Source organism: Arthrobacter sp. FW305-BF8 (assembly GCF_021789315.1).
In the GTDB taxonomy this organism is placed as follows: Bacteria; Actinomycetota; Actinomycetes; order Actinomycetales; family Micrococcaceae; genus Arthrobacter.
Window position 1 is genome coordinate 971,579 of record NZ_CP084561.1, and the last position, 14,670, is coordinate 986,248.

Sequence of the window (14,670 nt, forward strand, 5' to 3'; positions counted from 1 at the left end):
TTCGATCCTCTGCTCTCGGCCCCGGATCCCTGCTTGCGGCAGCCGTTTGCGCGAATTAGGGGAGTCGGGCGGATCTTCATCACAGGGAGGCCGGGACGTAAGCACTGTTGAATGGCTCGAGCCCACCCTTGAGATCCATCGGTGCGAGTCCCAGTTGCGTGTTCGTCGCCTTCCCACCCGTCCATCGCATTCTGGCAAAGAGTATTTCCGGAAAGAATAAAGCTCCGAGCTACATCCTGCCGGTGACCTCGTCGAGCCCACGCAATGCGGCGATGCCCAAGAATAGCTAGTCGACAGTACGGCCGAAGCCTCCCACAGCGCTGGCAAGACGCTGCTCGTACCGCAGATGCTCCAAGCTGAGGCCGCTCAACCCTTTACGACGTGGAGTACATACTCGACATAGTTCTCGTCCGGGTGGTTCATGGCCCTGATGCACAGGCCGCCCCTGGTCCAAATACGGGAGAACATTCCGCAGGTCGGTCGCCAGTTGCCTCATGCCATGGCTCCCCAGCCGTGGCTGTCTGGGGGCAAGGTGTCCTTGCCGGCGACCAGCAGTGCCTGATAAGCAGTGAGTTGACCGTCTGTTGCCTTTGCACCTTGGCATCCGAGACGGTGGGTATTCAAGGCCTCAAGCACGTCCGCGTAGTCTGTCGGCACGTTAATTTCTGGAAGACGTCGTTCTACGACCTAACTATCAAAGAATGTGCCACAGTCCGCGGCCACGTCTGAGCCACTCCGTGACACACTTCGCTGACATGGGTGGCCACGGTCCACCCGAACGGTCTGCAGACGCCCCAGGAATAATGTCAAGAGGCGGCTGGGGACGAGGGGGACGCCGCCGTCTGACGAACGCTCTTGGCGATCTGGTCCATGTTTTCTTCCATGCGGGACTTGGGCCCGACGAGGGCTATGGCGAGTGTTGCGGGCGCCGTCCCGTTCACGATTGGGCTGGCGATGCTGATGTGATCGGCGATCGACTCCCCGATGTTGAAGCCGGTGTTCGTCTCGCGCACCTTCGACAGTTCATCGAGTATCTGCTCCCGGCCTACAGGAAGCGTCTTGTTTCGGCGAAGGTAGGTTTCGAGACGTTCGGGCGACATGGCTGCCAGGAAGCACTTGCCGCTGCTCCTGGGCCAGAGCGGCAATCTCTCATTCAGGGTCGGAGAAGCCCGGATAATGCTTGGCGACTCCACAGTGTCGATATAGACGACCGAGTCCCCGACAAGGGTCGCCAGCATCGAGGTTTCACCCCATGTTTGAGTCAATTCCTCGAGTGCATGGTGGTAGACGGCGGGAAGGGCGCTCGGGCCGGCGGCCAGGAGCGTCGAAACCGCGGGGCCCACGACGTACCGGCCCTTATCCTCACGAAAGTAGCCCGTTGCAACCAGTCCCTTTGCCAGGCCATGCACCGAGGACTTGGGCGCCCCGATCATCGAAGCCAGCTCACCGAGCTTATGCCCTGCCTGTCACTCGCCAGAGCGAGCTCGAGTAGCGAAATTACCCGAGTAACGGTCTCTTGCTCGGCAGTTGCAAATGCGCCGCCACCACCAGTCTTTTGAATACCACGGGCTCCTATCGTATGCCCGACCGCGGGATCAAGCGTCTCCCTCTAGCTCGTCGAGCCACTCGAGGGCGCGGGCGACCTGGTAGATCCCGGACGTTGCTCCGAGCGTGACGACCACGGCATGCCGCAGCGAATCGATGTCGGCTCCCGTTTCCAGTACGCGAGCAGAGTGAGTCTTGAAAGAATCCTCGAAGCCAGCGATCCCGAGCGCTGAAATGACGATGAGCTCGCAAGTCATCGTGTCGAGGGGGCCGCTTTCTAGAAGCGCTGTCCGGAGCGCTTTGAAGCTATCGTCGGCCGCGACTGACTCACCTCGCAGGTACTCTGAAGGCCGCCGGCTTAGCGACCTCTTCACCACACCCATTTCCCCTCCATCGCAAATTCGGCTCGATTGATGTCCACGATTACAGGCTGGGTGCCGGAATCATGGGTCGGGCGGAGCGTGCGGCATGTGTCGCGCGCTCATGGGCTGAAAGATGCGCCCGGGATCGGGAAGGTATCTCGACGCTGACGGGGATATCTGCCGGCAGCATCCGCATCAGATCCGCCAGTGGCAGATCGCCTTCGCCTGGATACAGACGGTTTTGCCGTGCTTCCTCGATGAGGTCCGCGGGCGCGGTCTGTGGAGCATCGCACAGCTGCACGCAGGCCAGCAGCGCCGGGTCGACCGCTGCTACGGCATCGACCGTCCCACCGGACCGAAAGAGATGAAGGGCATCAATAGTGATGGCCAGGTTGGGTGAGCCGGTCGCGGTCACGATCCGCACCGCGTCTTGCAGGGTGCTGATGCCCCGAAAAGCCATGAACTCCAGCATTACCCCCATGCCGTGCCGTTCGGCGGTCTCGCAGAGCTCAGCAAGACGACCCACGAGGCCGGGCTCATCCTCCGTTCGATAGTCCTGCCGCGACTCGGAGGTCGCGGCAAGCCAGCGGGCTCCGAGTCCGCCCGCGAATTCGAGCGCCGCGTCGATGGGGACCAGGTCCATGCGAGGCGAGACCCGCACCACTTCGATGTCCAGGACCTCAAGCTGGGTGTCCTCAAGACGATGCTTGATGTCCCGCTGAAGGCTCTTATCCGCCATGACGTCAACGTCTGACGGCAGAGAGGGAAAGAGCCGAAGACCCACACTGTCGAATCCGGCCTTATGTGCGGCATCGATCTGCTCGAGCGGCGAACACGGCAGAACGGTCATGGGCGAGAGGGAGAGCTTATGCATGCGTAGTACCGAGCTCTAGGGGCTTCACAGCCGCCTCTGGCGGCTCGGGAAGCTCGGGCAACCCGGCGAAGATGCGGTTCCTGTTGATCGTGCGGTAGACGCCGGCCTCCATGCCGTGGCGGGCACGGTACCCGAACGCCTCGGCCGCCTTGCTGGAATCGGTTTTCATCTCGAAGAGCAGCGTCGCTCCGGGCGCCAGCTTGAGATCGGCGTCTTCGACTTCAATCTGCGCCTCCGGAAGAAGTTTGCGCACGAAGTCGACCGCTTCGCGGATTGGACGGTAATCACCGTCGATCAGATAGCTCGCAGCCCCGTCCGGCTCCTGGAACTCAAGTGCGGCGAGCATTCCGGCAATAAGATCCTCCACGTACAGGAGGCCGATGCTGCGGTGCCCGAACGGAACCTTGCTGGGGCCCAGCCCGAGGGCGGGCTTGTACAGCAGCTCAGCGAGCCAGGAACTGCCTCCTCCCCGACTCAGCTTGACATGCTCGCCGAAGCCATAGACCCGCATCGGACGAACGCCGGTGATGTTCAGGCCGTACTTCTCCGCGTACGACCGGGCCATCTTCTCGCCCATGAGCTTGGCGGCACCGTAACCGAAGTGCGGGTCGAAGACGCTGTCGTCGTTAACGACCCCAGAAGGGCCAACGGACCGCGAACCGAACACGCTGCTGCTGCTCGCCCACACGACCTTGTCCATGCTGAGCCGGGCCGCCGTCTCGAACACATTCGCCGTGCCCATGACGTTCACTTGGGCCCCGAGCCACGGCTGCGCCTCAGTGGCAGTCGGCAGCAGGGAAGCGAAATGCATGATCGCCCTAACCCCATGCTGCTCGGCGGCGCGCGTCATGTCATCGAGGTTTCCGACGTCACCGACGACGACCTTAACCCTGTCGCGCACCCCGCCCCCGATCAGGTAGTCCACGTACTCGAGTTCGGGCAGCTCGCCGTTGGGATCCCCCGTACCGCCCAGGTATCCGTAGATCACCACGTCCTGGCCGGCCTCCAGCAGATCACGAACCGCATATCCGCCAACAAAACCCACCCCGGTCACCATTACCGCCACATCAAACTCCTCTGTTCTCCGTCGACATTGACGGTCGCATTCAACGCGTTCATAAATAGGGATACATCAATGATATGCCGAACAAGCATCCGTCAACCAGCCCGCTCATTTGGCATTATTGCCATACGTTGCCGGGGCTCAGTCGTCGAACAGGAACACGCCCTTGCCGGCATCCTGCTGGTCGAACCATTCGTAAGCTTCGACCACTTGGTCCAAGCGCCATCGATGGCTGTAGAGGCCGTCGATGTCCAGGTTCTTAGACACGATAAACTCCGCACACTGACGCTGCGCCATGATGGACATTGAGATTGACGGCAGCACACTGATCTGCAGCCGGTGAGCGCCCAGAACCGGGAATCTCACCTCGCCGCCCAGGCCTATTAGGGCGATCTTTCCCCACGGTGCCAGCACGCCGAGGCCGTCGGCGATGGCGGGCGAGGCACCGGAAGTCTCGAGGACCAGCGGTACTCCTGAGCCGCCGGTTAGGTCGCGAACAGCCGTCGGCACATCGCACTCCGTCGGATTGAGCGTTGCTTCGGCGCCCACCCGCGCTGCATGCTCAAGTCGTGACGGCATCGGGTCGATTGCGATCACCCTGGCGCCACGCGCCGCGGCGAGCAGGGTCGCCGACAGCCCCACGGGACCTTGACCGAACACCGCGATCGTGGCTCCGCCAATATCACCCAATCGCTGGAGCCCGCCCCATGCCGTACCGGTCCCGCACCCCACCGCAGCCCCAGTCTCGAAGGACAGCGCGTCGTCAAGCGGGATGATCGTGTCGGCCGGAGCCCGCATTAGCCGTGCATGGGCTCCATGCTCATGAGTGCCGAACACTCGCATGGAGACCCGGCACATCTGCGGCCAACCGGAGCGGCACAGATCGCACATGGTGCATCCGCGGTAGTGGTGCACCATGACACGATCCCCCACCGCCGCCACAGCTGGATTGACGCCGACCCCTACGGCCTGGACTACACCCGCCGGCTCGTGGCCGGCGATACACGATCCCATGGTGTTCTCGGTCCCGGGTCGGTCACGATAGAAGTGCAGGTCACTGCCACACATTCCCGACGCGCGGATCGCTACGATGACTTCACCAGGTCCTGGTTCGGGATCCGGGAACTCGTGAAGCTCGACTGTACGGTTACCCATGAATACTGCACCTAGCACTGCTTCTCCTCTATCAACGTTTAGCTACGGGGTGGCTCCCTGGCGCGGGTGGGCAGCGACGGGAAGGTTCTCTAGACCCTGTCCTCGATGCCACCTCATTCGAAGAACTGCGACGTCGACGCCAGCGCCGACCTGAGAGTTTGGGACCGCGTCACGACGAGCGTGTCGCGCCGATCATGATGACGGCGGCCACCGCAGGAACGTCGCCGCGGTTCTGCCACGCGTGCTTGGTGCCGCGCATTACCCATGTGTCCCCAGGACGCAGCAGCGTCTCGCCGGTCTCCGAAATGGCCCATAGCTCACCGGAAATGATGGTTCCGATATCGACAGTGTCCGTCGCGTGCAGGCCGGGGATGTCGCTGTCCACAAGTGAGTCCCCGATGCCGCCGGCCGCGAGTGCATCGCGGTACCCGGCCTCGTAGTCCCACTCGCTATCGGGGGCGTAGGTAGTAACCATGAACTTGTACCCCCCGGACGGAGGCATGTTGGCGGCCTTCTCTGTGAGGGTGTTTTCGGCAAGAACGTCGGAGGGGACCGACGTTTGCTCCCACAAGTGGTTCAGCGTCCACGCTTCGGTCACGAGGCGGGTCTCGGTGTAGCCATCGCTCGCGATGGTTGACCGGTTCTGGTCGTCGAGCCCGAAGACTACACGCCGAGCCCGGGCATCTTTGGCTTTATCCGACATCATCGTCTCCTTGGTAATTTTAGGGGTGGCTGCGCAGGTCGATGCGATCGTATCGCCGCACAACGTACCCAGGGAGCGCCTACCTCAACTAACTTCCGGGAGTGGCGACGCAAGAAGTATTGTGTATCAACACCCTACGGGTCCGCTGGGTGCACTCACCTTGGAGCCGCTCCCATTCTTATATGCGTACGTTGGTACGATATACAGAAGATGGGAGTGCGTCAAGCAACTCAGTCTTCTCGATTGATGCTCGGCAGCCCCCCTCACGGACAAAGGATTTGGTCGCTTCCTGTCGTGGCCGACGACCACTGCTACGTGTGCTGAGAGACCCTGCATCCAAGGTGTCTAAGGAGACACTGCTGACAACCAACGGCAAACATCGACGCAGCGGCGACGAGCTGATGCTAGAGAGCCCCGGTGTTGCTGGCTGGGCACTTCACCTTAGATTTGACCACAGGGAAACTCGCCACGTCGCGGAGCCGGCATACGGCACACCGTCTGATAGTCTCCGTCGCTGCAATAGAAGTGCGTAAGTTCTACAGGTCCTCTTTGCGGCCAATTCTCCCCCCGCAGTGCCGCAAGAATCCCAACGCCGCATGAGGCATGATCCAGAAGGATGAACGACTCCTGTGCCAACGTCGGCGTGTTCGTGATACTGCTCGACAGGAGCACGCCCTGGGAACTCCTAGGAGCGTTCCCTTTCCACACTTAAGACTGACGCTGCCGATCGCGACGGCGTCGACTGCACCGAATCTAGAACGAAACGGGCGAAGTGGCGATCCCCCGAGCACATAGCCCAAACCTGCGCTGAGCATGTTCCGAACCTTTGCGGGAGAGCATGCGGACCCGAACCTCGATCTGCCCCGATTCCACGGACGGAGCTCGAAACCCACTTCGAGCAGACTGTCGGTCCTCAGCTTCTTGCACCGCCGGCTCACATCGCGGGCGCACCTGGGATCGCTGTTCGCCCGGGCCGGCAAGAACCTCCCGGCCAGCCCACTTACCCTCGTAATCGGCCTCCAGAAGTGGCCGCGTGGCCGAGCCTTCCGCCGCTACAGGGTGTCCGTGCCCTCCCGATATACGGACGCTGATGCGGCCGAGGTCTCTTCGGTCCGCGTGGATATCGCCGCACGGCACTTGGACAAGGGCCCGGGCCTGCGGGTGCTGAGCCTGCGCACCTGCTCAGCGAACGCATCGGCTGCAAAGGCTCGCCAGGCATCGCTATCGGAAAACGTTATGAGTATGATCCACGGTTTGTGGGACGGCTCGACGGCGCCCCAACACAAGACTTACCGGCTCTGAATCTGGGAATGCCGCAACCATAATCGGGGCTTTTTTTAGATCAGGTTATGAGAGCGGGTGATGTGGACCATGTGATTACTGACACCTTCTTGCGCGTGAGTCAAACCGGCGCTATGGTCGTAATTCCGGACAAGCGTTCGAACCCGCGAATGGAACGGCTCAAAAGCTACCACCCCCGCACCCGTGTCAGTAGAGGATAATAAAGATGCACAACGAAGTGCTGGTACCAGGCGGCGTTGATCGCGCCCCGTCGTCACAGAATCACGCTAGATCATCACCGAGGCGTACCGACTTAAAGTATCGGGTGCCGTCAAAGTACCTTGCGAGCTGGATTGCGCTGGCCGCCGTATTGATCATCGCGATCGTCGTGCAGCCCGCGACGTTTGACCGTTTCTCCGTCTTGCTCATCACGGCGCTGGCCGGATGCCTACTGCTCGCCAGCCTTGGCCAGAACCTTGTCGTGATGGTTGGAGCCATCGACCTTTCCGTGCCTGCATTGATAACCCTCGCCGCGGCCTTGAGCGCACACCTTGTGGGTGAGGTCGGAAGCCTCGAAGCCTTCCTCATTATCGTCGTGGCGAGCGCAGGGATCAGTGCAATCAGTGGTGCGCTGATCGCATACCTTCGGCTCAACGCTCTCATCGTGACATTCGCCATGAACGCAGTCGTCGCCTCCGGGCTGATCCTCTGGCTGGGTCAGAGTTACTCCAGTGCTGGACAAGCCGACAAGTGGCTGGTGGACATCGCGAGCGGCAGCTGGCTAAACGTCAGCTCCGTGTTCTGGTTGGCACTCGCGGTCGCCGGGGCAGTGGCATTCCTGCTCTCGCACACACGCCTCGGCCGTCGCGTGGCCGCAATCGGAGACAACAGGCAAGCCGCCCACATCCTGGGCGTGCGTACCGGACTGGGCATCACTACGACGTTTGCTTGCGCTGGCATTTGCTATGCGCTCGCGGGGATGGCCCTTGCGGGGGTCGTCAAGATCCCGAATGCCACAATCGGCGCCCAGTACCAGCTGACGACGATCACAGTTGTTGCTATCGCCGGAACGTCATTCGCAGGCGGCGGGTCTTCGATCGCAGCTCTCAGCGGCGCGGCCCTGCTCCTTCCCACCCTCACGCAGATACTTGCACTGCAGAACCTGAGCCCCGGTGCCCTGTACATCGTGCAGAGCGTGTTACTGGTCGGCGCGGTCTCTCTGAACATCTGGTCGCAGCTTGGCCGCAACGGCTGGCACCGCCTCCGTTCTCGATTCTCTTCCCCTGTGACGAGCCCATGAGAGGCGTCCTCCCCGCGCCCAGTTCCCCCCCGCCATCACCCGATCGGAACCAGAGTCGGTTCGCCGGTCCAATAATGAAGGGTCACATCATGAACATTTCCTCCCCACGACGTTTCCACCGGTGGAGCGCGCTCGCAGGAGCGGTGGCGCTCGCAATCCTCCTCCCCGGGTGCGCGAGCTCTACGACTACCGGTTCGGGTAGTGCTACCTCCGCTAGCTATCCGACAGCTAGCCCTGATGCAGTCAAGACCGCGATGCTACGGGCGATGAACCCCGACTTGGGCAACGAAAAGCTGGCCCCCGAGATCAGCACGGTCTTCCACTCGGCGGCGACACCGCTCACAGCGGACCAGGAGAAAATTTGGAACGAGTGCATCGGTCAAGCCATTTGCCAAACCGGACGTGGCGACAAAACGGTGGCAGTCATCGATGACGTGGCGAACCCCGTGCTCAGCCTCGCGTACGGTGAGCTCTTGGCCCAGGCGATCCAGTCCGGACAGGTAAGCAAGATCATCCATTCAAAGGCGAATGGCGACGTAAACCAGTACCTTACTGCCTTCCGTCAGGCAATCGCACAAAACGTAAGCATGATCTTCAGCGAAATGAATACGTTCGGCAAGCAGCTTGGACCCGTATTGAACGAGGCCAAAGCAGCGGGCATACCGGTAGTTAACGGAACGACCATTCTGCCCGAAGACATCGCAAAGAATCTCGGCGTCGAGATTTACGGCTCGCCCTGCGACATGTGGACCAAGGCGGCACCAATACTGACGAAGCACTTGGCCGACAAGGGCATCACCAGTCCAACGTATGCGGAGTTCAGCGGCCCTGCTGGCAACTCCTACGCTGCGTCATGGCAGCCGTGTGCGGAGCGAGAACTTGATGCTCTCGGCTGGACCAAGGTCTACACGGGTTACGACGTCTGGACTCCACAGGGGCAATCACAGGCCGTGGCCGCACTCCTTGCCTCGGGCAAAAAGCCTAACGCCGTCGTGCTCGACATCTCCCCCGTGCAGTTCCTCCAGGGTTATATCGATAGCGGGAGCCAGCTTCCGCTGATAGCCGTCTCCGGCTCAGTCGATATCAACGCGCTGAAGGACGTCCGCGCGGCACAACAAAAAGGAGCGAACCCTGATGTCTGGTCGATGTCCAGTCAGCTCGTCCTCTTCCGCCTTGCGCTAGTTGCCGGACTGGAGGTGACGGGCGGAGGTTCTGCGTCGTCGAGCCGAATGATGTATCCGCTCAGCATGGTCCCTTTTACTGACACCCTTAAGACGGCGAATCTGAATGTCAATGGCAATGCAGCCGCCGGCTCTCTTTTGACGCCCGACCAGCAGAACGAAGCAATCAAGCATTGATCGACGCCAGCAGCCACTAACAAGAAACGACATCGACACATGAACAGCGATCTCGCAACGACATACAACAGGTCGGGGGCGCCGACGACAAACACAACGTCCAAGGAGCGCAGCGACGCGAACACTCTCGAATTATCTCATGTTACTAAGCGCTTCCCTGGCGTAACAGCGCTCGACGCTGTGAGCTTCAATTGCCGTCCAGGTGAGGTGCACGCGCTGGTCGGAGAGAACGGATCGGGAAAGTCCACCCTGATCAAGGTAGCCGCCGGCGTCGTGAAGCCTGATGACGGCGAAGTGAGGGTGGGTAACGTCCCGCTGCGGTCGGCGGATCCACGTGAGGCGAGAAGACTCGGGTTGAGCACCGCGTACCAAGACACCTCGTTGGTCAACGAACTCACCGTTGCGCAGAATCTGCAACTTTCTTTCCAGGGGGTGCGCAAGTCTCCTCCCAAGGATGTCAGCAGCCTGCTCAGCGAGTACGAGTTGCCGTTCGGCCCTGGCGATCATGTCCGCTCGCTCGGGCCGGGCGCCCGGCAGATGCTGGAAGTGGTCCGGTCCCTATGTCACGAGCCGCGCGCTCTCATCCTCGATGAGCCCACAGCCGCCTTGGACATGCAATCGGCCGGGCAACTGCAAGAGTGGATCCGACGAGCCAGGGACAAGGGCATAGCGATCGTATATGTCAGTCATCGACTGGAAGAGATCCGCCAGCTCGCCGATCGCCTCACCGTGATTCGGGACGGTGTTATGCGCGGGACGTACAGTCACGGCAACTGGAGCGTTGACGAGATCGTCGAACTCATGGTCGGCGCGAAGGTCGAGCTCGAGTTCCCACGCCGCCCTCCCGTGCCGGAAAACGCGGACACTCGACTCGAGTTGACGGATCTCGTCGGCCCCGGAATCGGCCCGCTATCTCTGCGCGTCCGTAGTGGCGAGGTGATCGGTATCGCCGGTGCCGAGGGAAACGGGCAGCGCCAACTTCTCCGCGCTCTCGGTGGCAGCGTGCAAGCGAGCTCGGGCACGACCACGATCGACGGCACCACCCGGCAACTGACCAGCCCCACCACGGCTCTCAGCTCCGGCATAATGCTCCAGAGCGGCGACCGCGCAGCAGAATCAATGTTTCCCAGCCTCCCAGTGTTCGACAACGCGACGTTCCAGCTGGGAAGACAAGCGGGTCCGAGTGGCCTTGCAGTTCGATCAAAACTGCTCTCGTCATTCCGAGCGGCCGCCGCGCGGCTCGGGATCGTCGCCTCGTCACCATACCAACCGATCGGCGCACTATCCGGTGGCAACCAGCAGAAGGTTGTGCTTTCGCGGGCCTTGCTCCGAAAGCCCCGTGTGCTCGTACTTGACGAACCGACCCAGGGTGTGGACGCGAAGGCGCGCCTAGACATTTACTCCACGATCTCTGAAGCGGCGTCGGAGGGAGTCGGCGTACTGATAAACTCTTCCGACTCCGGCGAACTCGCTGGCTTGTGCGACCGTGTTTACGTGATGTCCGATGGACGGATCATCGACGAGGTGCGTTCAGAATTCACCGAAACTGACATCGTTAGACGGTTCGTGACGACGACGGGGAAGAGGGCGAACGAGGAACGCGTAACGCAAACCAAGAGCCGGAGCCGCGGCCGACTTCTCGCGGGCGCCCAGGTCCCGACAGCCGCGCTCCTAGCGATCATCCTCGCCCTCGCCATATACGTGCAGAGCCAGACTGCGTCCTTTCTGTCACCAGGCAGCATTGGCATCATGACGTTCAGCGCCATGCCGCTTCTCTTCGCCGTGCTCGGACAACAGTTCGCCCTCATTTCCGGGGGCTTCGATATCTCAATCGGGGCCTCAATGACCCTCGCTGTCGTTACGGCTTCCTACATGTTCAGCGTTTTCAGCTTCGACTCACTGTTGCTAACGCTGGCCATATCGCTCGGGCTCGCGCTCGCCGTCGGGTCATTCAACGCTGTACTGACTCTCGCGTTGAAGATCAATCCTCTCGTTGCCACGATAGGTACGACCGGCATCCTTACAGGGGCCGCGGTGCTCCTGCGTCCTGCTCCTGCTGGACAAATCGCGCCCGAGTTCGGAATGGCGTTGCGGCAGATGCTGGGCTTTGTCCCGTACTGCTTCGTAGCGGTTGTCATCCTCGCCGTGCTACTCGACGTGTGGTTGCTGCGAAGCGGCTCGGGACTGTCCATGCGCGCGGTCGGGCTTGACCCCGAGGCCAGCCGTCGCATTGGACTAACTACGACGTGGTTGAAGGCCGCCGCGTACGCTGCGACCGCCCTCGGAGCAGTTATCGGCGGACTCTTTCTGTCGGCTCAAGTGGGGATCGGTAGCAATGACGTAGGTCTCGGGTTCGCTCTGCCGGCCTTCGCTGCCTGCTTCTTGGGCGGAGCTACACTCACTGGTGGGCGGGGCACATTTAGCGGTGCCTCCCTCGGCGTGCTCCTGCTCACGATGATCAGCAGCGCGGCACTTCTTCTCGGCTACCCATACGCCGTGAGCCAAATCATTTACGGCGCGGTGCTTCTGATCGCTGTCGCCAGTTTCGCACTGATAGGCAGGCGACCAAGGTCCCGCCGCCACTGATTGGCGAAAGTTATCTATTCCGGAAGGACGAATGTGAAGGCTTGGCAGTACGAACGGGACGGAGCGCCGCTTGCGCTTAATGAGGTACCCGAGCCTGTGGCAGGTCCGGGCGAGGTGCTCATCGACGTTAAGGCTTCGGGCATCTGCCACAGCGACATCGGCTACCTGGACGGGACGATCAGCAACCTGCTTCCCGGCGGCCCGGTGACCCTCGGCCATGAAATCGCAGGGATTGTTAGTGATCGCGGTGAAGGAGTAACGACGACTGCGGTCGGGGACCGCGTGGCTATCAAGGCCGACTTGCTCGGCCCCGGCTGCGGTAGGGACGGTGGATTCGCGCCAAAAGTGGCCGTGCAGGCTGAGTTTCTCGTACCGATTCCGGAGGGAGTTTCGTGGGACCAAGCGGCCGTGTCTACAGACGGCGGGATGACGTCGTTCCATGCGGTCACGGTCCGGGGTCAGGTCACTACCGGAGATCGTGTAGGAATCATCGGCTTCGGCGGGCTCGGTTCCCTCGGGCTTCAAATAGCCCTCGGCCTCGGAGCCGAAGTGTTCGTAGCGGATACCAAAGAGTCGCTCTTCCCGCAGATCACGGAGGCTGGCGCGTCAGGTGTTGCTAACACGATAGGTGACTTCACTGATGTCGGCCTTGATGTTGTCATCGACTTCGCCGGGTACGGAACGACCACTGCAGAGGCGATCACCGCAGTGCGGCACGGCGGCCGTGTCGTCCAAGTTGGGTTGGGAGTCAGCCGAGCGACTATTGACGTCAACGACCTGACCCTCCGCGAGATTGAGTTGGTGGGTTCCCTGGGCGGGACTGTCGAGGACAATGAACAGGTCCTCGACATGATGGCACGCGGGGCGCTTGCCTCGCGGACCACTCTCATAGAGTTTGATGGTGTAGCCGAGGCTATCGAGAGATTGCGTCGTGGAGAGAACTCCGGCCGGTTCGTGATGCTCAACCACTGAGACGTACCCCGTACGACAGGCGCTGCATGCCATCGGCGGCATCGCGATCGGCCTTCGTGCGGTGGACCGTCTCCCGAGGGGGAAGCGTTTCTGAAGTCCTGAAGTAGGCCCTCGAAGGCGGACTGCGGATGACCACGTCTTTCCTTGCGTGCGCCCGGTCGGCCCTTGAGGTGAACACGACGACTGTGGAGAGCATGTCAACCCCGGAGCGTTACCGATGGGTACTAGTTCGTGCGTGGTGAGGAAGTCGGAGTATGGAAAACACCCATGTAAGCACCGTTTCCCATCGCGGCGTGAGCCGGCCAGTTGGTATTTCCCCTCCCCCCAATTTTTTCTGGCTGCTGGCAACGCTGCTTTGCTGTAACCGACGGAGCCCGTCCGTACATAAGGACAAGCAGGGATGAATTCCCGAAAGGATACAAGCGACGAAGGAGGACCGCAGAAAATCACTCCGGTACGGGCGATCGCCAGCTTGTCCGGCATGACGGCCGCCCTCGTTGGCGGACATTACTTGGCCCGTGTGTTGTGCAAGACGGCGAGGGCTCCTTGCGCAGGCGACTGCCGGCGTCGTCGACGACCTCTTTGACGGCCGGCGCAATGCTGAGCTGGACCTGGTCTGCGGGTCGACGGCCTCGACGGTGGTGGTTCCCGCGCGAAGCGGTCGGCTGACTGGAAGACGTCGAGGTCTCCGCCGGTGGCACCGAGAAATTCGGCGGGGAGGACAGGTCCGAATCCGGGCGTGCTTCCCAGCAGCTGGGTGTGCTGGTGTTCCGTGACTTTTTCGCGGATCAGCGCATCGAGTTCGGCCAGTTCCTCGCTCAGGTGAAGGATTTCCACGGCGAGTGCGGCGACCATTCCCTCCACCACGTGCTGGGCGAGAACAATTGTGTTGGGCCTTCGCGGCCTCGGCGGCCGCGGAGCGGGCACCTTACTTCTTCAGCCAGGCGTGGATCCTGTCTTCGCCGGCGCCGCGGATCCCGTCTCGAGTCCGGTGTTTAGTCAGCAGGGACAGAGCGGCCTTGAATCGGTTCTAATCGAGGGCCCGTTCCAGCGCGGGGAAGTATTCCGAGCAGCTGAGCCTGCAGCCGGTTGATCGCCCGAACCCGGTCTGCAGTTTTTTCGGCGTGCCGGGCGGTGAGAATCCGCGGCCCCGTGCTGATCTTGTCCCCTAAACCCAAGAGGTTGCAGGTCGCATCCGGACCTGGTCGGCGATGACAGCGGCGTCCTTGGCATCCGTCATGCCTCACCCCGGTAGAGCGGGGCGGCGTGATGCGCGGTCCGGCCGGGGAGATAGAGGATGCTTTGGCCATGGCCCACGAGCAAGGCGATTAGCAGCGCTGGACCGCCGTGACTTAGCAGTTAAGCGCGCCGCCGTGGCCTTATCCGGCGATGTCGCGTCGCTCAATCAGCGGTCGGGTCATTGCGGTGATGCGGGGCGGCCAATCCTTTGAAGCCGTCACACAAATGCTCC

General features: G+C 61.6%; 11 protein-coding genes and 1 pseudogene. 4 read left to right on the forward strand and 8 right to left on the reverse strand.

All coding sequences use genetic code 11. The features are described 5' to 3' along the window. Window positions 1–806: 806 nt before the first annotated feature. From LFT45_RS04420 to LFT45_RS04450, 7 genes and pseudogenes are all read right to left on the reverse strand, one after another. Window positions 807–1,433: an IclR family transcriptional regulator gene (locus tag LFT45_RS04420; RefSeq protein ID WP_236806975.1), complete on the reverse strand. Its 627-nt coding sequence runs from the start codon at window positions 1,431–1,433 to the stop codon at window positions 807–809. A gap of 162 nt (window positions 1,434–1,595) precedes the next feature. After that, window positions 1,596–1,928 (reverse strand): carboxymuconolactone decarboxylase family protein, encoded by a 333-nt coding sequence (locus LFT45_RS04425; protein WP_236806977.1) that lies wholly within the window; start codon window positions 1,926–1,928, stop codon window positions 1,596–1,598. Between the two features lie 40 nt (window positions 1,929–1,968). Further along, on the reverse strand, window positions 1,969–2,757 hold the full coding sequence (locus tag LFT45_RS04430; RefSeq protein WP_236806979.1) for a sugar phosphate isomerase/epimerase family protein: 789 nt from the start codon (window positions 2,755–2,757) through the stop codon (window positions 1,969–1,971). A 16-nt stretch (window positions 2,758–2,773) separates the two neighbouring features. Beyond that, a complete protein-coding gene (locus LFT45_RS04435; RefSeq protein WP_236808961.1) occupies window positions 2,774–3,838 on the reverse strand; it encodes an NAD-dependent epimerase/dehydratase family protein in 1,065 nt (354 codons plus the stop codon). A 147-nt stretch (window positions 3,839–3,985) separates the two neighbouring features. Then, window positions 3,986–4,642 (reverse strand): zinc-binding dehydrogenase, encoded by a 657-nt coding sequence (locus tag LFT45_RS04440; protein WP_236806981.1) that lies wholly within the window; start codon window positions 4,640–4,642, stop codon window positions 3,986–3,988. A 21-nt stretch (window positions 4,643–4,663) separates the two neighbouring features. Then, window positions 4,664–4,999: pseudogene (locus tag LFT45_RS23445) on the reverse strand (alcohol dehydrogenase catalytic domain-containing protein); the annotation flags it as partial. A 169-nt stretch (window positions 5,000–5,168) separates the two neighbouring features. Beyond that, window positions 5,169–5,702, reverse strand: coding sequence for a hypothetical protein (locus LFT45_RS04450; protein ID WP_236806985.1), 534 nt, complete (start codon window positions 5,700–5,702; stop codon window positions 5,169–5,171). A 1,507-nt stretch (window positions 5,703–7,209) separates the two neighbouring features. On the opposite strand from LFT45_RS04450, the gene LFT45_RS04455 reads away from it, so the two are divergent. The 4 genes from LFT45_RS04455 (at window position 7,210) to LFT45_RS04470 (ending at window position 13,199) form a co-directional block, all read left to right on the forward strand. Further along, complete coding sequence (locus LFT45_RS04455; RefSeq protein WP_236806987.1) at window positions 7,210–8,283, forward strand: ABC transporter permease; 1,074 nt, start codon at window positions 7,210–7,212, stop codon at window positions 8,281–8,283. Window positions 8,284–8,549: 266 nt separating this feature from the next. Next, window positions 8,550–9,641 carry a substrate-binding domain-containing protein gene (locus LFT45_RS04460; protein WP_236806989.1) on the forward strand — a complete coding sequence of 364 codons (1,092 nt, stop codon included), beginning with the start codon at window positions 8,550–8,552 and terminating at the stop codon, window positions 9,639–9,641. A 39-nt stretch (window positions 9,642–9,680) separates the two neighbouring features. Beyond that, window positions 9,681–12,227: an ATP-binding cassette domain-containing protein gene (locus tag LFT45_RS04465; RefSeq protein WP_236806992.1), complete on the forward strand. Its 2,547-nt coding sequence runs from the start codon at window positions 9,681–9,683 to the stop codon at window positions 12,225–12,227. Between the two features lie 33 nt (window positions 12,228–12,260). Further along, window positions 12,261–13,199 (forward strand): zinc-binding dehydrogenase, encoded by a 939-nt coding sequence (locus LFT45_RS04470; RefSeq protein WP_236806994.1) that lies wholly within the window; start codon window positions 12,261–12,263, stop codon window positions 13,197–13,199. Between the two features lie 507 nt (window positions 13,200–13,706). Here LFT45_RS04470 and LFT45_RS04475 read toward each other — a convergent pair. Beyond that, the gene (locus LFT45_RS04475; RefSeq protein ID WP_236806995.1) at window positions 13,707–14,054 is read right to left on the reverse strand and encodes a hypothetical protein; all 348 of its coding nucleotides are present in this window, start codon (window positions 14,052–14,054) and stop codon (window positions 13,707–13,709) included. Window positions 14,055–14,670: the final 616 nt, after the last annotated feature.